The organism is Paracoccus sp. SCN 68-21 (genome assembly GCF_001724535.1).
Taxonomy (GTDB): Bacteria; Pseudomonadota; Alphaproteobacteria; order Rhodobacterales; family Rhodobacteraceae; genus Paracoccus; species Paracoccus hibiscisoli.
In genome coordinates this window covers 1-21,469 of sequence record NZ_MEES01000066.1, presented here as the reverse complement: position 1 = coordinate 21,469, position 21,469 = coordinate 1, and the positions used below count along the sequence as shown (strand labels likewise).

25 protein-coding genes are annotated in these 21,469 nt (G+C 69.1%); 18 read left to right on the top strand and 7 right to left on the bottom strand.

What is annotated here, in order from left to right; translation table 11 throughout:
- Window position 1: 1 nt before the first annotated feature.
- A complete protein-coding gene (locus ABS73_RS14550) occupies window positions 2–1,228 on the bottom strand; it encodes an NRAMP family divalent metal transporter (protein ID WP_136856448.1) in 1,227 nt (408 codons plus the stop codon).
- Between the two features lie 205 nt (window positions 1,229–1,433).
- On the opposite strand from ABS73_RS14550, the gene ABS73_RS14545 reads away from it, so the two are divergent.
- The 7 genes from ABS73_RS14545 (at window position 1,434) to phnE (ABS73_RS14515) (ending at window position 8,328) form a co-directional block, all read left to right on the top strand.
- A complete protein-coding gene (locus tag ABS73_RS14545) occupies window positions 1,434–2,102 on the top strand; it encodes a GntR family transcriptional regulator (RefSeq protein WP_277021820.1) in 669 nt (222 codons plus the stop codon).
- Between the two features lie 430 nt (window positions 2,103–2,532).
- Window positions 2,533–3,330, top strand: coding sequence for a bacteriorhodopsin-like (locus ABS73_RS14540; protein ID WP_277021817.1), 798 nt, complete (start codon window positions 2,533–2,535; stop codon window positions 3,328–3,330).
- Window positions 3,327–4,253: a Brp/Blh family beta-carotene 15,15'-dioxygenase gene (locus ABS73_RS14535; protein WP_277021814.1), complete on the top strand. Its 927-nt coding sequence runs from the start codon at window positions 3,327–3,329 to the stop codon at window positions 4,251–4,253. Before ABS73_RS14540 ends, ABS73_RS14535 begins: the two co-directional genes overlap by 4 nt.
- Before the next feature lie 100 nt (window positions 4,254–4,353).
- A complete protein-coding gene (phnC, locus tag ABS73_RS14530; protein WP_277021812.1) occupies window positions 4,354–5,172 on the top strand; it encodes a phosphonate ABC transporter ATP-binding protein in 819 nt (272 codons plus the stop codon).
- A 22-nt stretch (window positions 5,173–5,194) separates the two neighbouring features.
- Complete coding sequence (gene phnD / locus ABS73_RS14525; protein ID WP_277021809.1) at window positions 5,195–6,094, top strand: phosphonate ABC transporter substrate-binding protein; 900 nt, start codon at window positions 5,195–5,197, stop codon at window positions 6,092–6,094.
- A 63-nt stretch (window positions 6,095–6,157) separates the two neighbouring features.
- Entirely contained in the window at window positions 6,158–7,003 is an 846-nt protein-coding gene (phnE, locus tag ABS73_RS14520; RefSeq protein ID WP_277021806.1) for a phosphonate ABC transporter, permease protein PhnE, read from the top strand.
- Between the two features lie 11 nt (window positions 7,004–7,014).
- The gene (gene phnE / locus ABS73_RS14515) at window positions 7,015–8,328 is read left to right on the top strand and encodes a phosphonate ABC transporter, permease protein PhnE (RefSeq protein ID WP_277021803.1); all 1,314 of its coding nucleotides are present in this window, start codon (window positions 7,015–7,017) and stop codon (window positions 8,326–8,328) included.
- Window positions 8,329–8,338: 10 nt separating this feature from the next.
- Here phnE (ABS73_RS14515) and phnF read toward each other — a convergent pair whose 3' ends face one another.
- Window positions 8,339–9,049, bottom strand: coding sequence for a phosphonate metabolism transcriptional regulator PhnF (gene phnF / locus ABS73_RS14510; protein WP_277021801.1), 711 nt, complete (start codon window positions 9,047–9,049; stop codon window positions 8,339–8,341).
- Between the two features lie 69 nt (window positions 9,050–9,118).
- On the opposite strand from phnF, the gene phnG reads away from it, so the two are divergent.
- Genes phnG through phnN form a run of 8 tightly spaced genes read left to right on the top strand, consistent with a single transcriptional unit; the run spans window position 9,119 to window position 14,621 of the window.
- Complete coding sequence (gene phnG, locus ABS73_RS14505; RefSeq protein WP_286693533.1) at window positions 9,119–9,583, top strand: phosphonate C-P lyase system protein PhnG; 465 nt, start codon at window positions 9,119–9,121, stop codon at window positions 9,581–9,583.
- Complete coding sequence (gene phnH, locus ABS73_RS14500) at window positions 9,580–10,137, top strand: phosphonate C-P lyase system protein PhnH (protein ID WP_277021796.1); 558 nt, start codon at window positions 9,580–9,582, stop codon at window positions 10,135–10,137. Before phnG ends, phnH begins: the two co-directional genes overlap by 4 nt.
- The gene (locus ABS73_RS14495) at window positions 10,137–11,204 is read left to right on the top strand and encodes a carbon-phosphorus lyase complex subunit (RefSeq protein ID WP_277021793.1); all 1,068 of its coding nucleotides are present in this window, start codon (window positions 10,137–10,139) and stop codon (window positions 11,202–11,204) included. The genes phnH and ABS73_RS14495 overlap by 1 nt, the downstream gene beginning before the upstream one ends.
- Complete coding sequence (locus ABS73_RS14490) at window positions 11,201–11,797, top strand: HAD-IA family hydrolase (protein WP_277021790.1); 597 nt, start codon at window positions 11,201–11,203, stop codon at window positions 11,795–11,797. The genes ABS73_RS14495 and ABS73_RS14490 overlap by 4 nt, the downstream gene beginning before the upstream one ends.
- Window positions 11,794–12,654, top strand: a complete 861-nt coding sequence (locus ABS73_RS14485) for an alpha-D-ribose 1-methylphosphonate 5-phosphate C-P-lyase PhnJ (protein WP_277021787.1) — start codon at window positions 11,794–11,796, stop codon at window positions 12,652–12,654. The genes ABS73_RS14490 and ABS73_RS14485 overlap by 4 nt, the downstream gene beginning before the upstream one ends.
- The gene (gene phnK / locus ABS73_RS14480) at window positions 12,651–13,406 is read left to right on the top strand and encodes a phosphonate C-P lyase system protein PhnK (protein ID WP_277021785.1); all 756 of its coding nucleotides are present in this window, start codon (window positions 12,651–12,653) and stop codon (window positions 13,404–13,406) included. The genes ABS73_RS14485 and phnK overlap by 4 nt, the downstream gene beginning before the upstream one ends.
- 4 nt (window positions 13,407–13,410) lie before the next feature.
- Window positions 13,411–14,094, top strand: a complete 684-nt coding sequence (gene phnL, locus ABS73_RS14475; RefSeq protein ID WP_277021783.1) for a phosphonate C-P lyase system protein PhnL — start codon at window positions 13,411–13,413, stop codon at window positions 14,092–14,094.
- Window positions 14,091–14,621 (top strand): phosphonate metabolism protein/1,5-bisphosphokinase (PRPP-forming) PhnN, encoded by a 531-nt coding sequence (phnN, locus tag ABS73_RS14470; protein WP_277021780.1) that lies wholly within the window; start codon window positions 14,091–14,093, stop codon window positions 14,619–14,621. The genes phnL and phnN overlap by 4 nt, the downstream gene beginning before the upstream one ends.
- Here the strand turns inward: phnN and ABS73_RS14465 are convergent.
- Entirely contained in the window at window positions 14,597–15,280 is a 684-nt protein-coding gene (locus ABS73_RS14465) for a DUF1045 domain-containing protein (protein ID WP_277021777.1), read from the bottom strand. The two genes, phnN and ABS73_RS14465, sit on opposite strands and share 25 nt — an antisense overlap.
- Window positions 15,281–15,372: 92 nt before the next feature.
- Between ABS73_RS14465 and ABS73_RS14460 the strand changes: the two genes are divergently transcribed.
- A complete protein-coding gene (locus tag ABS73_RS14460; RefSeq protein ID WP_277021775.1) occupies window positions 15,373–16,512 on the top strand; it encodes an alpha-D-ribose 1-methylphosphonate 5-triphosphate diphosphatase in 1,140 nt (379 codons plus the stop codon).
- Window positions 16,513–16,519: 7 nt separating this feature from the next.
- Here the strand turns inward: ABS73_RS14460 and arsH are convergent, their stop codons facing one another.
- Genes arsH through ABS73_RS14445 form a run of 3 tightly spaced genes read right to left on the bottom strand, consistent with a single transcriptional unit; the run spans window position 16,520 to window position 18,626 of the window.
- A complete protein-coding gene (gene arsH / locus ABS73_RS14455) occupies window positions 16,520–17,224 on the bottom strand; it encodes an arsenical resistance protein ArsH (protein WP_277021772.1) in 705 nt (234 codons plus the stop codon).
- Window positions 17,224–18,276, bottom strand: coding sequence for an ACR3 family arsenite efflux transporter (arsB, locus tag ABS73_RS14450; RefSeq protein ID WP_277021769.1), 1,053 nt, complete (start codon window positions 18,274–18,276; stop codon window positions 17,224–17,226). The genes arsH and arsB overlap by 1 nt, the downstream gene beginning before the upstream one ends.
- Complete coding sequence (locus ABS73_RS14445; protein ID WP_277021765.1) at window positions 18,273–18,626, bottom strand: ArsR/SmtB family transcription factor; 354 nt, start codon at window positions 18,624–18,626, stop codon at window positions 18,273–18,275. Before ABS73_RS14445 ends, arsB begins: the two co-directional genes overlap by 4 nt.
- A gap of 62 nt (window positions 18,627–18,688) precedes the next feature.
- Here ABS73_RS14445 and ABS73_RS14440 point away from each other — a divergent pair, with 62 nt between their 5' ends.
- Window positions 18,689–19,441, top strand: coding sequence for an NADPH-dependent FMN reductase (locus ABS73_RS14440; protein WP_277021762.1), 753 nt, complete (start codon window positions 18,689–18,691; stop codon window positions 19,439–19,441).
- Here ABS73_RS14440 and ABS73_RS14435 read toward each other — a convergent pair.
- Complete coding sequence (locus ABS73_RS14435; protein ID WP_277021759.1) at window positions 19,351–20,226, bottom strand: LysR family transcriptional regulator; 876 nt, start codon at window positions 20,224–20,226, stop codon at window positions 19,351–19,353. The two genes, ABS73_RS14440 and ABS73_RS14435, sit on opposite strands and share 91 nt — an antisense overlap.
- 177 nt (window positions 20,227–20,403) lie before the next feature.
- On the opposite strand from ABS73_RS14435, the gene bla reads away from it, so the two are divergent.
- A complete protein-coding gene (gene bla, locus ABS73_RS14430) occupies window positions 20,404–21,255 on the top strand; it encodes a class A beta-lactamase (protein ID WP_277021755.1) in 852 nt (283 codons plus the stop codon).
- The last annotated feature ends 214 nt before the right edge of the window (window positions 21,256–21,469 follow it).

The following is a 21,469-nucleotide window of genomic DNA, read 5'->3' as shown; positions in this document are numbered from 1 at the left end:
CTTACACGCCCAGAAAGGCGAAGATCGTGGTGACCGACCGCGCGCCCATGTACCAGGTCAGCGCGCAGACGATGGCCCCAAGCGCCAGCAGCACCCGGTTGTAGCGGTGCCCGCCCATCAGGTCGGACCGCGCATAGCCGATATAGGTAAAGATCGTCAGGCCGATGGGCAGGATCAACCCGTTGAAGCCGCCGACAAACACCAGGATCGCCGCCGGTGCCGTCCCAAGCGCCAGATACACCGCCAGCGAAAAGGCGATGAAACCCACCGTGGCCTTGGACCGGGCCGCGTCGCTGCGTACGCCCACCACGTCGAGGAAGCTGACCGAGGTATAGGCCGCCCCGATGACCGAGGTCAGCGCCGCCGCCCACAACACCACGCCAAAGACGCGCATCCCCCAATCGCCCGCCGCCGCCTGAAAGGCCTGCGCCGCCGGGTTCGCCGCCTGCGACGACAGATCCAGCGTCACGCCCGACGCGACAACGCCCAGGATCGCCAGGAACAGCACAAAGCGCATGACGCCCGTGACCGCGATCCCGGTCAGCGCCGCGCGGGTGACGGCGGTCAGGTTGTGCGGGCCGGTCAGGCCCTTGTCCAGCAGACGGTGCGCGCCGGAATAGGTGATGTATCCGCCGACCGTGCCGCCCACGATGGTGGTGATGGTGGCGAAGTCGATGGTGTCGGGCCAGATCGTCTGGCGCAGCGCCTCGCCCACCGGGGGGTTGGACTGCACCGCCACGAACAGCACCAGCAGGATCATCACGATGCCCAGCCCGATGATCGCCCGGTCCAGCAGCAGCCCGGCCTGCCGCGACAGAAAGATCGCGATGGCCAGCACCGCGGTGATCGCGCCGCCGATCTTGGGGTCCAGGCCCAGCATGGCGTTCAGGCCCAACCCGCCGCCCGCGATGTTGCCCACGTTGAAGGCCAGCCCGCCGATCACCACCAGCGCCGTCAGCAGATAGCCCGCGCCGGGAATGGCCGCGTTCGCGGTTTCCGACGCGCGCTTGCCGGTCAGGGCGGTGATGCGCCAGATGTTCAGCTGGACCACGAAATCGATCAGGATCGACGCCAGGATCGCGAAAGCGAAGGCCGATCCCATCCGCGCGGTGAAGGTCGCGGTCTGGGTGATGAAGCCCGGCCCGATGGCCGAAGTCGCCATCAGGAAAATCGCCGCCAGAAGGCCTCCGCGAAGGCTGGCGGCCGCAACGCTGCGGTCGGTGGTCATGGATGTTTCCCCGTGTCGGACTGTTGTTGATTGTCACCAGCCTGCCACGATTCCGTGATCCGTCAACGATTATCTGACAGTCGTGACAGTTTTGTTGAACAATCGGGAATGACCTGCGCGGCAATCTGCCCGGAATCAAGGCAACAGCCTGCTTGCCCTGCCTCTGCCCTGCCGCCATGATCGACCCTGCATCACAGGACGACCCATGACCGATCCGAATCCCGCCGGCCTGGCCGAAGAGACCGCCGCCCGCCTGCGCACGCAGGTGATCGCGGGGCATCTGCGCCCCGGCCAGCGCCTGTCCGAGACGCGCCTGGCGGCCGATCTGTCGGTGTCGCGCAACACGCTGCGCGAGGTGTTCCGCCTGCTGACGCGCGAGGGGCTGCTGACCCACGCGCCCAATCGCGGCGTGTCGGTGGCGGTGCCGTCGATGGCGGGGGTGCTGGACATCTATCGTGTGCGCCGCCTGATCGAGGTTCAGGCCCTGGCCCAGGCCTGGCCCCGCCACGCAGCGGCCCTGCGCATGGCCGAATGCGTGGCCCAGGCCCGGGCGGCGCGCGAGGCGGGCGACTGGCGCGGCGTGGGCAGCGCCAATATGGGCTTTCACGCGGCTATCGTCGCGCTGACCGACAGCCCGCGCCTGACGGCGTTCTTTGCGCAGGCGATGGCAGAGCTGCGCCTGGCCTTTGGCCTGCTGGACAGCCCCGAACAGCTGCACGCGCCGTTCCTGCAGGAAAACGGTGCGATCCTGGAGTTGCTGGTGGCGGGGGACACGGCGGCGGCCGCGGCGCGTCTGGCCGATTATCTGGACCGGTCGGAACGGGTCGTGATGTCGGCCTTTGCCCGGCTGGAGAACGGCGTCACGCCGGGCTAGGGGCGGGGCCCCGCTACCGTCGATGCCCAATCCCGGCGGTGTCGGAACGGCCCGCGCCGTACCTGCAGGGGCGCAATGGACACTATGCCACAGGGACCGCGACAGGGGCTGTGTCGCAGCTGCGCGCGGTTCGTGATGCTACGCATCGTCACAGCGCGGCCCGCCTTGCCGCCCGCCTGATTCGGGTCACGAACCGGTGTGAATGCCGTGAAATCACACATCGCGCGCGCCGTGCCGCATGCGGCACGCGGCCCTGCGCAGGGCCGGTTTCACCCGCGCGTTCAGCCCCAGGATGCGGCATGCGCGCGCAGTCAGCCTTCGGCAAGTTATCATTTGTTTCACGGCCCTGATCGGCAGCAACTGAGGGCCGCACGGTCGGGCCCGTCGCCATCGCGCCGCGCCCGCCTGCCCCAATCGGAGGAACAACGTGATGGAAGCTGTCGCTGTCGAATCGGTACCCGAGGCCATGAGCGCCTTTCAGTACCTGCTGGTCTACAACTCGATCTCGTTCACATTCGCGGCCATGGCCGCGGCCACGATCTTTCTGTGGTTCGGGCGGTCCGAAGTCGCCCCCGCCTATCGCACCGCCCTGGTCATCTCGGGGTTGGTGACGGCCATCGCGGCCTATCACTATTTTCGCATCTTCCAGAGCTGGGAGGCCGCCTTCCTGTTCGAGAACGGCACCGTCTCGGCCGCCGGATACGCCTTCAACGACGCCTATCGCTATGTCGACTGGCTGCTGACGGTGCCGCTGCTGCTGATCGAGCTGGTGCTGGTCATGCGCCTGTCGTGTGACGAGACGATCAGCAAGGCCACCAGGCTGGGCGTCGCCGCCGCGCTGATGGTCATCCTGGGCTATCCCGGCGAGATCGCGGAGAGCAACGGCACCCGCGCGCTGTGGGGTTTCCTGTCCACGATCCCCTTCGCCTATATCGTCTATGAGCTGTTCAGCGGCCTGGGTCGCGCCATCGAAACGCAGCCGCCGCAGGTGCGGTCGCTGATCAAGCAGGCGCGGCTGCTGACCTTTGCGTCCTGGGGCTTTTACCCCATCGTCTACATGGCGCCCTTTGTCGGGCTGGAGGGTCCGACGGCCAACACCGTCATCCAGATCGGCTATACCGTCGCAGACCTGGTGGCCAAGGTCGGCCTGGGCATCCTGATCTACATCATCGCGGTCCGCAAATCGGGGATCGAGATGGACCAAGCCCAAAAGACCGCCAAGGCATGACCCGCCCGTCCGGGACAGGCGCATCGCGCATCGATCTGCCCGGCGCCCATCCCGGAGGGGCCGCCCTGACGGTCTTCTGGGCCGCCATCCCGTTGCTGATGGCGGCCAGGGCCCTGGGCCTGGACCTGGATGGGCAGCTGGGCACGCTGGCCGCCACGGCCATCGTGCTGGGAGGGGGGCTGCCGCATGGGGCCTATGACATCAGCCTTCTGGGGCGGGTGTCGCGGGGCAGGCGGGCGCGGCTGGTGGCCGCGACCGCCATCTATATCGCCATCGTGGTCGCCATGGTCCTCGCCTGGCGGCTGTGGCCGGGGGCCACGCTGGTGTTCTTCCTGATCGCCGCCGCCTATCACTTCGGTGAGGACTGGGAGGGGATCGACGACCCGCTGCTGCGCCTGATCTGCGGCGCCTCGGTGGCGGCGGCGCCCGCGCTGGCCCATCCGGATCAGGTGGCGGCGATCTTTTCCGACATGACGGCGGGGCAGGGCGGTGCGGCGGTCGCGACCGGGCTGTTCCTGATCGCGCCGGTGGTGCTGGTGGTCACCGCGGTCTGCTGCCTGATCGTCTGGCAGCAGGGGGGCCGCATGACCGCGCTGGCCATGGCCGGGGCCCTGGGGGCGCTGCTGCTGTTTCCGCCGGTGATCGGGTTTGCGCTGTATTTCGTCTGCCTGCATTCGCCGCGCCACCTGGCCAGCGCGCAGCTGAGGCTGGGCGACCTGCCCTGGCGCTGGCGGGCCGCGACGGCGGTCGCCCTGCCGGTCGCGGCGGCGGCGCTCTGGCTGGCGGCCACGCGCGTCACGGGCGGCGCGATCACCCCCGACGTGACCGCGCAGGCGTTCCAGCTGCTGGCGGCGCTGACGATTCCGCATCTGGTCGTCTCGTCCTATCTGGAGCGGCAGGGGTTCGGACCGGCGGAGCGATAGGCGCCCCGCATGCCGGGCGTTGTCACGGACATGTCACCGGCGGGACAGGGGACCGTCACGCAAGATCGTTAACCGGGGCCTCAGCAACCCGAGAGGCCCCATGCTGGACGTTCGCTCTGCCACCAAGCTGTTTGGCCAAAAGGCCGCCGTTGATCATGTCAGCATGACCGTGGACGGCCCGGCCTTCGTCGGCATCATCGGCCGGTCCGGCGCCGGGAAGTCGACCTTTCTGCGGATGATGAACGGGCTGACCCCGGCCAGCGGCGGCCAGATCCTGGTCGACGGACGCGACATCCTGGCCCTGCGCGGCGCCGAGATGCGCGCCTGGCAAAGCCAATGCGCGATGATCTTTCAGCAGTTCAACCTGGTGCCGCGCATGGACGTGGTGTCGAACGTGCTGCACGGCATCCTGAACCGCCGCGTGACCTGGCAGACGGTGCTGAACCTGTGGCCCCGTGCCGACATCATCCGCGCGCTGGAGATCCTGGACCGCTTGGGCATCGCCGAACAGGCCCCCAAACGCGCCGAGGCCCTGTCGGGCGGCCAGCAGCAGCGCGTGGCCATCGCCCGGGCCCTGATGCAGGACCCGCGCATCATCCTGGCGGATGAGCCCATCGCCAGCCTGGACCCGATGAACGCCCAGATCGTGATGGACACGCTGAAACGCATCAATGTCGAGGATGGCCGCATGGTCATCGCCAACCTGCACACGCTGGACACCGCGCGGCGCTATTGCGACCGGGTGATCGGCATGCGCGACGGGCGCGTGGTGTTCGACGGCGTGCCCGCCCAGCTGACCACGGGCGTGGCCCGCGACATCTATGGCGCCGACGCGGATTTCAACGAAAGCGCGACCTCGACCGCCATTCCCACCGACACCAGCGCGGATGCCGAATACGCCGCCCGCATGCTGGCCTGACCCACCCCATCGGAGAAGATCCATGACCCGACTGATGACCCTGCTGGCCACCACCGCCGCGCTGGCCACCCCCCTGCATGCGCAGGAGATCACCGAATTCCGCATCGGCCTGCTGGGCGGAGAGAACGCCCAGGACCGCATGGCGTCGAACGAATGCCTGCGCGCCTATGCCGAAGAGGCCCTGGGCGTGCCCGTCCGCCTGTTCACCCCCGCCGATTACAACGGCGTGATCCAGGGCCTGCTGGGCGACGCGCTGGACATGGCCTGGCTGGGCGCGTCTGCCTATGCCGCCGTCTATGTGGCCGATGAGGACAAGATCGAGCCGGTTCTGGTCAAGACCAACCTGGACGGCAGCTATACCTATCACTCGATCGGCTTTGCCCGCGCCGACAGCGGCATCACCTCGCTGGACGACATGGAGGGCAAGAGCTTTGCCTTTGCCGACCCCAACTCGACCTCGGGGTTCCTGATCCCGAACGTGGAGCTGCCCGCCGAGGGCTATTCGATGACCGAGGGCGAATATCTCAGCCGCATCGGGTTCTCGGGCGGCCATGAACAGTCGATCATCGCGGTCGTGAACGGCGATTACGACGCGGGCGTGACCTGGGCGGACGGTCAGGGCGCGTGGGAGGACGGCTATAATTCGGGCGCGCTGCGCAAGGCCGCCGACAGCGGCATCGTCGACATGAACGACATCGTCGAGATCTGGAAATCCTCGCCCATCCCCGAGGGTCCGGTGGTGCTGCGTCAGGCCCTGCCCGATGACGTCAAGCAGACGATGATCGACCTGGTCGCGGGCCTGCACGACTCTGACCCGACCTGCGCCTATGGCGTCGCCGCCGGAGAGACCGCGGGCTTCACCCCCGTCACCCATGAGGAATATCAGACCATCATCGACATCCGCCGCGCCGAGATGAACTGATCCTTTCCCAACCATGGCCGGACCCCGCGCGGGTCCGGCCTTTGCATTTTCCGGGGGGCCGCGATGGCACTGATCGACATCCGCGACGACTATCTGGCGCAGACGCGGCGCAAGCGGATCTATGGCGGCCTGCTGGTCGTGATCTTCGTGGCGATGATGGTGTCCGGCTTTCGCGTGGCCGATGCGCGCAATGCGGGCGGTTTCTGGGTCGGCCTGTCCAGCGTGGGCGATTTCCCCGCCGATGTCGTGTCCGAGGCGGTGGCAAAATTCGCCAACCTGCCGGGTCACATGGTCCGCGCCCTGCCCGCCGTGGTCGAGACGCTGAACATCGCCGTGGTCGCCACCTTGCTGGGCTGCATGGCGGGCACGGCGCTGGCGATGGGGGCCACGCGGGGGCTGGCGCGCTGGCCGCGCCTGGTGCCGCTGATGCGGCGCATCTCGGACGTGTTCCGTGCGGTGCCCGAGATCGTGATCGCCCTGGTGCTGATCTTCATTCTGGGCGGCGGGCCGGTGCCCGCGGTCATCGCCATCGCCATCCACACCGCCGGCGCGATGGGCAAGCTGTTCTCGGAAGTGAACGAGAATGTCGACCTGAAGCCCCTGGACGGGCTGGCCTCCGTGGGCGCCACCTGGTCGCAGCGCATCTGGCTGGGCGTGATCCCGCAGGTGGCGCCGAACTATCTATCCTATGCCCTGCTGCGGCTGGAGGTGAACATCCGCGCCTCCGCGATCCTGGGTTTCGTCGGCGCGGGCGGCATCGGATACGAATTGCGCAACGCCATGACCTTCGGACAGGGCAAGTTCGACCAGGCTGCGGCGATCTTTCTGATGCTGTTCGCCGCCATCGTGGTCGTCGACCAGATCTCGGGCCTGGCCCGCAACCGCCTGACGCACGGAGCGCCCCTGTGACCGCCATTCCCATGCCTGCGGACGATCTGCGCGACAGCACCATCCGCCTGATGACCCGCAAGCGGCGCATCGCGCTGGCCGTGCCTGCGCTGATCCTGGTCTATCTGGCCTATGTCGCGGTGGCCTTTGATCTGGGCGGGCTGGCGCAGCGCGCGCGGCTGGACAATGCCGCCATCTTGCTGGCCGATGCGGTCAGCCACAAGGTCCACGTCACCCGCGACAACCGCCGCGAAACGCTGCAGGTCAGCGTCGAAGGGTCGAACCGCGCCGTCTTTTCCGAAAGCCAGATCCCGGACTGGGTGCAGGCGCAGGGCGACGGCGCACGGATCGACCTGGGGGCGGGGCATGTCGTCACCTATGACGGGCCGCGGGTGGTCTATGACATTCCGGGCTATGGGCCGGTCACGCTGGACACGTCGGACGGCGTCTCGGTGCAGGTGCCGGGCGGCACGCTGCCCGATTTCATCAATGCCTCGCCGACGCGCGCGACCATCACCACCGATCAGGGCCGCGTGACCGCCACCGCGTCGCGGACCGAGACGCTGCGCTATTTCTGGGGGTGGGAGATGTTCTTCTTTGACCTCTCCAGCCCGTTCTCGGGCATGACGGCGGGGCAGGTGCTGGGCACCGTCATCGGCGGCGCGCCCCTGGTCGAGGGTGTCAGCAACCTGTCCCTGGCCCTGTCCGAGTTCTGGACGAACGACATCTGGCAGCACGGCGCCGTGGCCTGGGCCATCTTCGAGACGGTGCTGATGGCGTTCCTGGGCACGTTCGGCGCGGCCTTTGTCGCGTTGCCGCTGGCCTTTCTAGCGGCGCAGAACTTTACTCCGTCGCGCTGGCTGCGCTTCCCCGTGCGGCGTGTGTTCGATTTCGTGCGCGGCGTGGATGCGCTGATCTTTACCATCATCCTGTCGCGCGCCTTTGGTCCCGGCCCGTTGACCGGGGCGCTGGCGATCCTGCTGACCGACACCGGCAGCTTTGGCAAGCTGTTCTCGGAGGCGCTGGAGAACGTCGACGACAAGCCCATCGAGGGCATCCGCTCGACCGGGGCCAATGCGGTGCAGCGGTATCGCTTCGGGGTGATCCCGCAGGTGCTGCCGGTCCTGCTGTCGCAGATGCTGTATTTCCTGGAGAGCAACACCCGCAGCGCCACGATCATCGGCGCGATCACCGGCGGCGGCATCGGGCTGTTGCTGACGCAGGCGATCCAGACGACGCAGGATTGGGAAAAGGTGGCCTATTACATCCTGCTGGTCATCGTGATGGTGATTGCCATGGACAGCCTGTCGGGCTGGCTGCGCCGCAAGCTTATCCGGGGGGGCTGATCCGGGGCGCCTAATCCGCCAGAACCAGCGCCACCCGGTCGCCCGCGAACCAGGTGCGCCCCATCTCGACCGGGCGACCGTCGGGGGCGTGGTTCAGCGCGTCCGACCGCAAGAGCGGCGCGCCCGCCGCGATGCGCAGGGTGGCGGCCTGCACCGGGCTTGCCAGAACCGCGGTGATGCGGGTGCTGCCGCGCGTGTAATCGGCGATGCCGCAGGCGGCCAGGGCGGCGGTGATCGACTGATGTTCCGCCGCATGGTCCGGCAACCCGGCCAGCCAGCCCGGCAGGACGGACCGGAACAGGGCCATCGGCTGCCCGTCGGCCAGCGACACCCCTTCGATCACATGGACCGGATCGCCGGGGGGCAGGGACAGCCCCCGGGCCTCGACCGCGTCGCAGGGGCGGGTCTCCAGCCGGGTGAAGCGGTGCGAGCCAAGGCGCCCCTGCGCCGCCAGGTTCTGGGTGAACCGCACCCGCCGCCCCAGGGCGTAATCGGCCGGTCGCGCGGTCACGAACACCCCCGCGCCACGCCGCGCCTGAACCAGCCCCGCCTGCGCCAGATCGGCCAGCGCGTGCCGCACCGTATGGCGGTTCACGCCAAAGCGCGCAGCCAGCTGCGCCTCTGACGGCAGGCGGTCACCGGGGGCGTAATGGCCGCCGCCGATCTCGGATCGCAGGGTAGCGGCGATGTCCTGCCACAGGGCGGCGGGCGGGTGTGTCATGGAAAATTCACGCAGTTTCTGTTGAGCCGGGGACGGGTTCGTCCTATCACTTGTCTAGTTGTATAGAACATGGACCCGCGCCGCAAGATGCCCGCCAAAGCCCCGCCCCCCAATGAACGCCGCGACTGGCTGTCGCTGATGGCGCGCTCGGCCCCTGGTCGACTGGCGCGCGTGCTGCCCGACCTGCCCGACCACGACCTGCTGCGCGCGCCGGAAACCGGCACCGTGATGGTGCAGGGCCGGGTCAGCGCCACCGGCGCGCCTTTCAACATCGCCGAGATGACGGTGACGCGCTGTTCGGTCGCGCTGTCCTGCGGGACGGTGGGGCATGGCCATGTGCAGGGCCGATCCCGCAGCCATGCCCGCCGCGCGGCAGTGATCGACGCGCTGATGCAGACCGGGGCCGCAGCCACGCTGACCCCCCAGCTGCGCGCCATGCAGGCCGAGGCGCAGGCCGCCGCCGCGGAACGCGCCGCCAAGGCCGCAGCCACCCGGGTCGAGTTCTTTACCCTGCAACGCGGAGAGGACGCATGACCGCCCTGACCGGAGGCTTTGCCGACCCCGCCATCCAATCTGCGCAAGGGTTCCGCGTGCTGATGCAGGCGATGGCCCGGCCCGGCACGATCCATGACCTGGCGTTGGCGGTGCCGCCCGCGCCCTTGGGCCGGGCGGCGGGGACGGTGGCCTTGCTGCTGGCCGACCCGACCACGCCGTTGCATCTGGCGCAGGGTCACGATGCCATGCGCGACTGGCTGGCGTTTCACGCGGGTTGTCCGCTGGTCGCCCCCGATCGCGCGGCGCTGGCCTTGGGGCGGTGGGACGACCTGCTGCCGCTGGACCGATTTGCGATCGGGCTGCCGGATTACCCCGACCGCTCGGCCACGCTGATCGTCGAGGTGGACCGGCTGGAGGCGCAGGGCGCCCGCCTGACCGGTCCCGGCATCCGCGATCAGGCCCGCCTGTCGCTGCCCGACATCGCGCCGTTCCGCGCCAACCGGGCGCTGTTCCCGATGGGGCTGGATTTCATCCTGACCTGCGGCGACCGCACCGCCTGCCTGCCGCGCAGCACCGTCGTGGAGGACGCCTGATGTATGTTGCCGTCAAGGGGGGCGAACGCGCCATCGCCAATGCCCATACCTGGCTGGCCGAGGAACGGCGCGGCGATCCCAGGGAACCGCTGATGTCGGTGGCGCAGATCCGCGAACAGATGGCGCTGGCCGTGAACCGGGTCATGGCCGAAGGGTCGCTCTACGACCCCGATCTGGCGGCGCTGGCGATAAGGCAGGCGCGGGGCGACCTGATCGAGGCGGTGTTCCTGATCCGCGCCTATCGCACCACGCTGCCGCGCCTTGGGTCGTCGGTGCCGGTCGATACGGGTGCGATGGCGGTGGACCGGCGCGTCTCGGCCACGTTCAAGGACCTGCCGGGGGGGCAGGTGCTGGGGCCGACCTTCGATTACACCCACCGCCTGCTGGATTTCGCGGAGGCTGCCGCCGTGGACCCCGCGCCCCTGGGCACGCCCGGCCCGGCGCGGGTGCCCCATGTCACCGCCATCCTGGACCGCGACGGGCTGATCGAGCCTGTGGCCCCGGACGACACCCCCGCCCCCGACCTGACGCGCGAACCGTTGGAGTTGCCCGCGTCCCGCGCCCTGCGCCTGCAGGCCCTGGCACGCGGGGATGAGGGGTTCCTGCTGTCGCTGGCCTATTCGACGCAGCGCGGATACGGGCGCACCCACGCCTTTGTCGGCGAATTGCGCATCGGCCGCGTCCCGGTCGAAATGGAGATCCCCGAGCTGGGTTTTGCCATCCAGATCGGAGAGATCGAGCTGAGCGAATGCGAGACCGTGAACCAGTTCAAGGGCTCGCGCACCGAACCGGCGCAATTCACCCGCGGTTATGGCCTGGTCCTGGGCCAGTCCGAACGCAAGGCCATCGCGATGTCGCTGGTCGACCGCGCCCTGCGCTGGCGGGAGCTGGGCGAGGATGACAGCGGCGCCCCCGCGCAGGACGCCGAATTCGTGCTGTCGCATTGCGACAACATCCAGGCCACCGGGTTCCTAGAGCATATCAAGCTGCCCCATTACGTGGATTTCCAGGCCGAGCTGGAACTGGTCCGCCGCCTGAGGCAGGAAGCAGCCGAGGGCGCATCATGACCACCATCGTCTTTGACATCGGCAACGTGCTGGTCCGGTGGGACGCGCATCAGGCCTTTCTGCCCACGCTTGGCGACCGCGCCTCGGTGGACGCCTTTCTGGCGCGCATCGATTTCGCCGCGCTGAACCTGCGCGCGGATGGCGGAGAGAGCTTTGCCGATCTGGCGCGCCTGATCGCTGATCCGGACGACCGGGCGCTGTTCCTGTCCTATCTGACCGGGCACGCCGCCTCGATCGCCGACCCCATCGAGGGCAGCTGGGCGCTGCTGGACCGCCTGCGCGCGCGCGGGCACCCGGTCCACGCCATCACCAACTGGTCGGCCGAGACCTGGTCCATCGGTCTGGCCACCCATCCGCGCCTGGCCCACGCCTTTGGCGTCACCATCGTTTCGGGCCAGGAGGGCATCACCAAGCCCGACCCGCGCCTGTTCGCACGTCTGTGCGACCGGGCCGGCGTCCTGCCGCAGGACTGCCTGTTCATCGACGACAGCGCGGCCAACGTCGCGGGCGCGCGGGCGGCGGGGATGGCCGCGCACCATTTCACCGATCCCGCAGCGCTGGAGCGTGATCTGACCGGGCGGGGGCTGATATGAGCGATTACAACTTTGCCTATCTGGACGAACAGACCAAACGGATGATCCGCCGCGCGATCCTCAAGGCACTGGCAATCCCGGGATATCAGGTGCCCTTCGCCAGCCGGGAAATGCCCATGCCTTACGGTTGGGGCACCGGCGGGGTGCAACTGACCGCCGCCTGTCTGACCCCCGACGACCGGCTGAAGGTCATCGACCAGGGCGCCGACGACACCACCAACGCGGTCAGCATCCGCGCGTTCTTTCAGCGCACCGCCGGTGTGGCCGTGACCACCGCGACCACGCAGGCCACCGTGATCCAGACCCGCCACCGCATTCCAGAAACCCCGCTGACCGACGGTCAGATCCTGATCTATCAGGTGCCCATCCCCGAACCCCTGCGCTTTCTGGAACCCCGAGAGACCGAGACACGCCGCATGCACGCGCTGGAGGAATACGGCCTGATGCATGTCAAGCTGTATGAGGATATCGCCCGGCACGGCCAGATCGCGACCTCCTATGCCTATCCGGTCCGGGTCGAGGGGCGCTATGTCATGGACCCCTCGCCCATCCCGAAATTCGACAACCCCAAGCTGTCGGACAACCCGGCGATCCAGCTGTTCGGGGCGGGGCGCGAACAGCGCATCTATGCGCTGCCGCCCTGGACGCAGGTCGTCAGCCTGGATTTCGACGACCACCCCTTTGTCGCCAGCAAGGCCGATCACGCCTGCGATCTGTGCGGCGCGCGGGACAGCTATCTGGACGAGGTCGTGACCGATAACGCGGGCAGCCGCATGTTCGTCTGTTCGGATACCGACCATTGCACCACCCGCCGTGATGCGGGCCATGCGGGCCGCCTGGCCGAGGTGGCGGCATGACGCCCCTGCTGTCCGTCCGCGACCTGGAGCGTCGCTATGGCCCGCGCATCGGCTGCACCGGCGTCAGTTTCGATCTGTGGCCCGGAGAGGTGCTGGGCATCGTCGGCGAAAGCGGGTCGGGCAAATCCACGCTGCTGTCCTGTCTGGCGGGCCAGCAGCGGCCCGATGCGGGCACCGTCACCTATGACGGGCGCGACGTGCTGGCGATGGCGGAATCCGACCGCCGTCGGCTGGCGCGCACCGAATGGGCGCATGTCCACCAGCACGCCCGCGACGGGCTGCGCATGGGGGTCAGCGCGGGCGCCAATGTGGGCGAACGCCTTATGGCCACCGGGCACCGCCATTACGGCGACATCCGCGCCGCGGCACTGGACTGGCTGCGCCGGGTCGAGATCGCGGGCGACCGCATCGACGACCGCCCCTCGGCCTTTTCGGGCGGCATGCAGCAGCGGCTGCAGATTGCCCGCAACCTGGTCACCGGGCCGCGGCTGGTCTTCATGGACGAGCCGACCGGGGGTCTGGATGTCAGCGTTCAGGCGCGCCTGCTGGACCTCTTGCGCGGGCTGGTGCGCGACATGGGCCTGTCGGTGATCATCGTCACCCATGATCTGGCGGTGGTGCGGCTGCTGGCCGACCGGCTGATGGTGATGACCGGCGGCCGGGTGGTCGAACAGGGCCTGACCGATCAGGTGCTGGACGATCCGCAGCACGCCTATACGCAGCTTCTAGTATCCTCTGTCCTGCAGGTCTGAACCCATGATCGCTGTCGAAAACCTGTCGAAATCCTTCGTGCTGCACAATCAGGGCGGCGCGGTGATCCCGGTCATGGCCGGGGCCGCCCTGCATGTGGACCCTGGCGAATGCGTCGGCCTGACGGGCCAGTCGGGGTCGGGAAAATCGACGCTGATGCGGATGATCCACGGCAATTACCGCGCCGGCGGCGGCTCGATCCGCATCGCGGGGGTCGAGCTGGCCGGGGCGGAACCGCGCGCTGTCATGGCCCTGCGCCGCGACACGCTTGGCTATGTCAGCCAGTTCCTGCGCGTGCTGCCGCGCGTGCCCACCGTGCAGGTCGTGGCCGAGCCGCTGCGTGCCCTGGGCGTGGCGCAGGACGCGGCGCAGGCGCGGGCCGAATGCCTGCTGTGGCGGCTAAACATCCCGCGCCGGCTGTGGTCGCTGTCGCCCACCACCTTTTCGGGCGGAGAGCAGCAGCGCGTCAACATCGCCCGCGGCTTTGTCCACCCGTTTCCGGTCCTGCTGCTGGACGAGCCGACGGCCAGCCTGGATGCGCAGAACCGCGCCGTCGTCCTGTCCCTGATCCACGAGGCCAAGGCCCGCGGCGCGGCGATCCTGGGCATCTTTCATGACGCGGAGGCGCGCGACGCGGTCTGCGACCGGCTGGTCGACGTCACGGGTTTCACCCCGGCGCGGGCATCATGATCGCGGCCATCGTCGGCCCGTCCGGTGCGGGCAAGGATCTGCTGATCGCGGGGGCGCTGGCGGCGCGGCCCGACCTGCGGCTGGCGCGGCGGGTGATCACCCGACCCTCGAATGCGGGGGCCGAGGATTTCGACGGCGTCACGCCCGCAGGCTTTGCCCGGATGCGCGATCAGGGGCGGTTCGCCCTGCATTGGCAGGCGCATGGGCTGTCCTATGGCATCCCGCGCGACCAGCTGGCTGGTCCGGGGCCGGTCCTCTTCAACGGCAGCCGCGCGGCCCTGCCGCAGGCTGTGGCGCAGCTGCCGGGGCTGCGGGTGGTGCTGGTGACTGCGCCCGCGGCCCTGCTGGCGCGGCGCCTGGCCGCGCGGGGCCGCGAGGCGCAGGCCGACATCACGGCCCGGCTGGCGCGGGCCGACCGGGCCATGCCCGCGGGCATCGCGCATGTCACGGTTGTGAACGACGGCACGCCCGACACGGGCATCGCGCGCCTGCTGGCCGCGCTTCAGCCCGACAGGGTCGCGCGGTGACGCAGGTGGAACCGGCCCTGCGCGTCCTCGGCCATCAGGCACAGATCGGCGATCACGAAGGGCGCGGGCAGCACCGGCGCCAGATGATCCTGCAGGACGGCGGCGACGGTGCGGGCCTCGGCCGGGGGCAGGCGGTCGGTCAGGGTCAGGTGGAACCGGAACTCCTCCATGACAAAGGGATAGCCCCACCGATCCAGCAGCGCGCGCTGGCGCGGGGTCAGCGTCTCGGGGCGGCGGCGGGCGATGTCATCGGGTGTCAGGGCCGCGCGCAGCGGATCGGTGCCCCGCACCACCCCCCGGGCCAGCGCCGACAGCGCCGCGTCGCAGCCCGTGGGGATCAGCGCCAGGAACCCGTGCAGGTCGCGAATCTCCAGCCCGGCGCAGCGCACCGGGGCCAGCCGCGCGGCCAGGTCGTCCAGCGCGGCGATCAGCGCGGCCTCCGGGACGGCAGGCCGGAACGGCGCGCGGATCGTGCCGTGAAATCCATAGGCGCGCGGGTTGGTGGTCAGGGCCGCCGCCGGGCGCGGCAGGCCGGTCAGGTCGGGCTGCGCGACGCCTGCGCCCTGCGCCGCGTCCCAGCCCAGCCATGCGGCCATCGCATCCGCGAACGGTCCCGCTTGCGGCACGTAATAGACGGCATATCTGCTGAACTGATCCATGCCACCCGCCTAACCGGAAACTGTCACACCGCTGTGACACCCGGATGGCACATCACCCGCTTTGACCCCGCGCTTCAAGACAGGACTTTCCGATGACCGAGACGATCCTTGCCAACGCCATGCTGGTTCTGCCCGACGAGGTCGTGGCCGGCCATCTGGTCCTGCGCGACGGCCGCATCGCGGCGATCGGACAGGGTCGGTCTGTGCCGTCGGGCGCCATCGATTGCGGCGGCGATCTGCTGTCGCCCGGTCTGATCGAATTGCACACCGACAACCTGGAACGCCACATGGAGCCGCGCCCCGGCGTGGACTGGCCCCATGCGGCGGCGATCATCGCGCATGACGCCGAACTGGCCAGCGTGGGCATCACCACGGTCTTTGACGCGCTGCGCGTGGGGTCTGTGGTGACCGACAACAACGCGGGATATGACGAATACGCCCGCGCCGTCGCCGACGAGATCCTGGAGCTGCGCGCGCAGGGCGCGCTGCGGATCAGCCATTTCCTGCATCTGCGCGCCGAGATCTGTTCCCAGACCCTGACCCAGGAGCTGGAGAAGTTCGGCCCCGCTGACCGCATCGGCATTGTCAGCCTGATGGACCACACCCCCGGCGAACGCCAGTTCCGCGATGTCAGCAAGCTGCGCGACTATGTCATCGGCAAGAAGGGCCTGTCCGAGGATCAGTTCCAGGCCCATGTTGTCGAACAGCAGGCGCTGCGCGCGCGGGTGGGCGACGCGCATGAGGCCGCAGCCGTGGCGCATGCCCGCCGCTATGGCGCCGTGCTGGCCAGCCATGACGACACCACCGCGCCCCAGGTCGCCGTCAGCGCGGGCCATGGCTGTCACTTTGCCGAATTCCCGACCACGGTCGAGGCGGCGCAGGCCTGTCGCGATCATGCGATCGGGGTGATGATGGGCGCGCCGAACCTGATCCGCGGCGGCTCTCACAGCGGCAATGTCTCGGCGCTGGAACTGGCGCGGGCGGAGCTGCTGGACATCCTGTCGTCGGATTACGTGCCCGCCTCGCTGTTGTCGGGCGCGCTGATGCTGGGCGATCTGTGGGGCGACATGGCGCGCGGGTTGGCCACGGTGACCGCAGCCCCCGCCGCCGCCGTGGGCCTCAAGGACCGGGGCCGCATCGCCGAGGACGCGCGCGCCGACCTGATCCGCATCCACCGCGTGGGAACCGCGGGCGCGCTGCGCGGCACCTGGGTGCAGGGACAGCGGCTGTAGGGGCCGCTCAGACCGCGCTGGACTGGTTCACGCGCGCGGACAGGGCGGCGTGATCCTCGACCCGTTCGGAGTAGCGGTCGACCAGCGTGTCGCGGATGTCGCGCGTCAGCAGGGTGAAGCGGACCAGCTCCTCCATCACGTCGACGATGCGGTCGTAATAGGGCGAGGGCTTCATGCGGTCGTCATCGCCGAATTCGTCCCAGGCCTTGGCGACCGAGGATTGGTTGGGGATTGTCAGCAGCCGCATCCAGCGCCCCAGGATGCGCAGCTGGTTCACGGTGTTGAAGCTTTGGCTGCCGCCGCAGACCTGCATCACGGCCAAGGTCTCGCCCTGCGTGGGGCGCACGCCCCCCAGGGACAGCGGGATCCAGTCGATCTGCGATTTCATCACCCCGGTCATCGCGCCGTGGCGTTCGGGACTGGACCAGACCATCCCCTCGCACCAGCCGACCAGATCGCGCAGTTCCGCGACCTTGGGGTGGTCGGCATCGGTCGCGTCGGGCAAGGGCAGGTCGCGCGGATCGAACAGGCGCGCCTCGGCGCCCAGGGCCTCCAGGATGCGGGCGGCCTCCTCGGCGGTCAGGCGGGAAAAGCTGCGCGCGCGCAGCGATCCGTACAGGATCAGGATACGCGGCCTGTGGGTCGAGGGCTGCGCCGGGCGCAGGCTTGCGGGGTCGATGGGGGGCAGCAGGTCGGGGCGCAGGGCGGACATCAGACGGGCCTTTCGGGAAAGCGGGCGCGGGTGCGGTTGGCCAGCGCCACCAGGGTCAGCATCACCGGCACCTCGACCAGCACGCCCACGACCGTGGCCAGCGCCGCGCCGGAATTCAGGCCGAACAGGCTGATCGCCACCGCGACGGCCAGTTCGAAGAAATTGGACGTGCCGATCAGCGCGCAGGGGGCGGCGACGCGGTGCGGGACCTTCATCAGATAGGCCGCGCCATAGGCCAGCGCAAAGATGCCATAGCTTTGGATGATGATCGGCACGGCGATCAGCGCGATGATCAGCGGACGGTCCAGGATGACCCGCCCCTGCAGCCCGAACAGGATCGCCACCGTGGCGATCAGCCCCATCACGGACCACGGCTTGACCCGCCGGCCAAAGGCGTCGATGGCCGCCTGCGACCCCAGCATCCGCCGCGTCAGCAGCCCCGCCGCCAGCGGCAGCGCGACATAAAGCACCGTGGCGATGATCAGCGTCTGCCACGGCACGGTGATGTCCGTGACGCCCAGCAGCAGCGCCACGATGGGGGTGAAGGCCACGACCATGATCAGGTCGTTCACCGACACCTGCACCAGCGTATAGGTCGCGTCCCCGCGCGTCAGCTGCGACCAGACGAACACCATCGCCGTGCAGGGCGCGGCCCCCAGCAGGATCAGGCCGGCGATGTATTGCTGGGCATCCTGCGGGTCGATCCAGGGGGCAAAGACATGGTCAAAGAACAGCACGGCCAGAAAGGCCATGGTGAAGGGCTTGATCAGCCAGTTGACCGCCAGCGTGATGATCAGTCCGCGCGGCTGTTTCCAGACGCCGCTGACGGCGCCCAGATCGACGGCGATCATCATCGGATAGACCATCGCCCAGATCAGCACCGCGACCACCAGGTTGATGGATGCGACCTCGGCCGCGGCCACGGCATTGACCAGGCCGGGGGCGATGTTGCCCACCACCAGCCCCGCCAGCATGGCCAGCGCGACCCACAGCGTCAGCCAGCGTTCGAACGGCCCCAGGCCCCCGGCCCGGTCTGTGGTGGGGTCGGTCATGGCGTATCCTTGGGGCCGCACAGGACCTGGCTCAGGTGATCGGTCAGCGGCAGGCACAGGTCAGGATTGCCCCGGCAGCAATCGCGCAGCAGGAAGGTCAGCAGGGCCGTCATCCCCTCCATTCGCGCGAAATAGCGGATGCTGCGTCCCTCGCGCTGCGACCGGACCAGGCCCGCCGCCGCCAGGATCGACAGGTGCGTCGAGATGGTGTTGGCGGGCGCGGCCATGGCGGTCGCGATCTCTCCGGCGGGCATGCCGTCCGGTCCGGCCACGACCAGCAGGCGGAACACCGACAGGCGGGTATCCTGCGCCAAGGCCGACAGGGCCGCTATGGCATCTTTCATTTCCATGTCTCTGGAAGTATAGAGATACGACAGGCGATGCAAGGCGCATCCAAACCGCAGGAGTGGCGATGCTGGATATTCTGGTCTTTCTGGGGTCCGTCAGGACCAGCACGCCCCCCAGACCCGCCCGTCTGGGAGAACGGGTCGCCCGCGCCTGCACAGCCCGGTTGACCGCGTTGGGCCTGCAGGCCAGCCTGATCGACCCGCTGGACTATCCGCGCGACGCGGCCTTCACGCCCCATTTCGCCCATGCCAAGGGCCGCGCCCCCAAGGCGCCTGACGATCTGGCCGCGCGGATCGAGGCGGCGGACGGCTATGTCATGGTCAGCCCGGAATACAACCACTCGCTCAGCCCGGCGCTGGCGGATCTGCTCAACCACTTCGGCAGCTCGCTGTTTTCCTACAAGCCGTCGGTCATCGCAACCTATTCGGCGGGGCAATGGGGCGGCACGCGGGCCGCAATGACGATGCGGGGGTTCCTGTCAGAGTTGGGATGCCTGCCGGTATCGGCGATGATCCATGTGCCTCATGCGCAGGATGTCTGGGATGCGGATGGGGCCTATCTGGACGGTGTCGATGCCGTCCGCTGGCAGGGCTATCTGGACCGCAGCTTTCAGCAGCTGGAATGGTGGGGCCAGGCCGCGCGCGACCGCCGCGATGCGGGCGCGCCCCGGCCCGGCCCGGCGCCTTTCGCCGCGACCCCGCGCAGCGCAACGCGCCCTGAACCGACCTATCCGCCCGCGATGGTCTCGCGCAGCCAGGCGTCCAGATGCGCCATCGCCACCGTCTGCGGCTTGCCGCGCGGCCAGGTCAGCCAATAGCGGCCGGCCTCGATCTGGGTGTCGAAGGGGCGGGCCAGTGTCCCGGCCTGCAGCTGGCGGGCAAACATCGCGGCGGGCAGCAGTGCTGCGCCGTGACCCGCCGCCGCCAGATCGGCCATCGCGACCGAGCTGTCCAGCACCGGCCCCTCCAGCGGCGGGCAATCGGCACCGGCGGCGGCGAACCAGGCCGCCCATTCGTCGGCGCGATACGACCGCAGCAGCCGCAGCCCGGCCAGATCATGCGGCCGTCGCAGCCGGTCCAGCAGGTCGGGCGCGCACAGGGGCGTCAGCGGGGCCGCGATCAGGGGCCGGGCCTCCAGCCAGGGCCAGGCGGTGCGGTCGCCGAACCGGATCGCCATGTGCAGCCCCTCCCGCGCGATATCGATGCGGTTGTTGTGGGTGAACAGGCGCAGGCTGATGTCCGGATGGCCCGCCTCGAACGCCGCCAGCCGCGGGATCAGCCAGCCCGTCGCAAAGGTCGTGACCACCCCCAGGTTCAGGGTCTCGCGATAGCGGCCGCCCTGGAACCGGTCCAGCACCTCGCCCATCTGGTCAAAGTTGCGCGTCAGCACCGGGTGCAGCGCGGCCCCGATATCGGTCAGGATCAACCCGGTCGAGGCGCGGGTGAACAAGCGGTGGCCCAGCAGATCCTCCAGCCGCTGGATCTGCTGGCTGACGGCGGCCTGGGTCACGCGCAGCTCGATCGCGGCGCGGGTAAAGCTGCCCTGCCGGGCGGCGACCACAAAGGCGCGCAGCCCGTTCAGCGGAAGGTTCGGGCGGTCCATGTCATCACACCATGTTATGCGCCGGGTCAGGATTTGTCGTTTGGGCGCATGTCGGCCCATGTTTTATAGGGGTTCTGCGGCATCGGCGCGTCAGGCGCAGGCCGTTCCCATAACACGAACCGATGCCCCCCGCCACGGGGGGCCGCCGTCCCCTGCCGGGACAGACCGGAGATCTGCATGAACCGAACCACCATCGCCGCCGCCCTGCTGCTGGCCTGCCTGTCCGCCCCGGCCCAGGCCGAGACCATCGCCCAGGCCGCCCGCGCCATCGAGACCGAGCTGGGGGGCCGCGTCGGCGTGGCGCTGCGCCGCCAGGGCGACGCCCAGGTCACCGGCCACCGCCCCGATGAGCGTTTCCCCCTGTCCAGCACGTTCAAGGCGCCGCTTTGCGGGGCGATCCTGACGCTGGTCGATGCCGGGGCCGATCAGCTGGACCGGCCCATCGGCTATACCTCCGCCGATCTGGTGGACTATTCGCCCGTCACGTCGACGCACAATGCGATGACCGTGGGCGCGCTGTGCGAGGCGACCATCACGCTGAGCGACAATACCGCCGCCAACCTGCTTTTGGACCGGTTGGGCGGGCCCGAGGACTTCACCGCCTATCTGCGCGCCATCGGCGATGACACGACCCGTCTGGACCGGCGCGAGACGGCCCTGAACGAGGCAGCGCCGGGCGATCCGCGCGACGGCTCGACTCCGGCGGCGATGACGGCGACGCTGGACCGCCTGCTGTTCGGGCCGATCCTGAGCGCGGCGTCGCGCGATCAGCTGGAGGCGTGGATGCGGGCCGATCAGGTGGCCGACGACCTGCTGCGCGCCAGCCTGCCGCAGGGCTGGATCATCGGCGACAAGACCGGCGCGGGCGGGTTCGGGTCGCGCTCGATCGTGGCGGTGATCCGGCCTCCGCAGGGCGGGCCCTGGCTGGCCGCCGTCTATCTGACCGGGAACAAGGCCGACATGCCCACGCGCAACCGCGCCATCGCCCGCATCGGCGCGGCCATCGTGTCCGAGATCGGCGGGGAATAGGCGCCAGGGCCCGCCGATGACGCTAGGGGCCTTGCAAACCCGCGCAGAGGGTTGATCTTGCTTGCAAAGCCCCGCCTATCCCCTAAACCATCCCCAGAATTTGTGGATAAGCCGTGCGTTGCGCCATCGGCCCTTCCATCCGGGGTCGGGACGGGCAAGAACGGGGCCGCCGAAGCACCAAGAGGTTTGCCATGACCGACACAATCCCCACCGG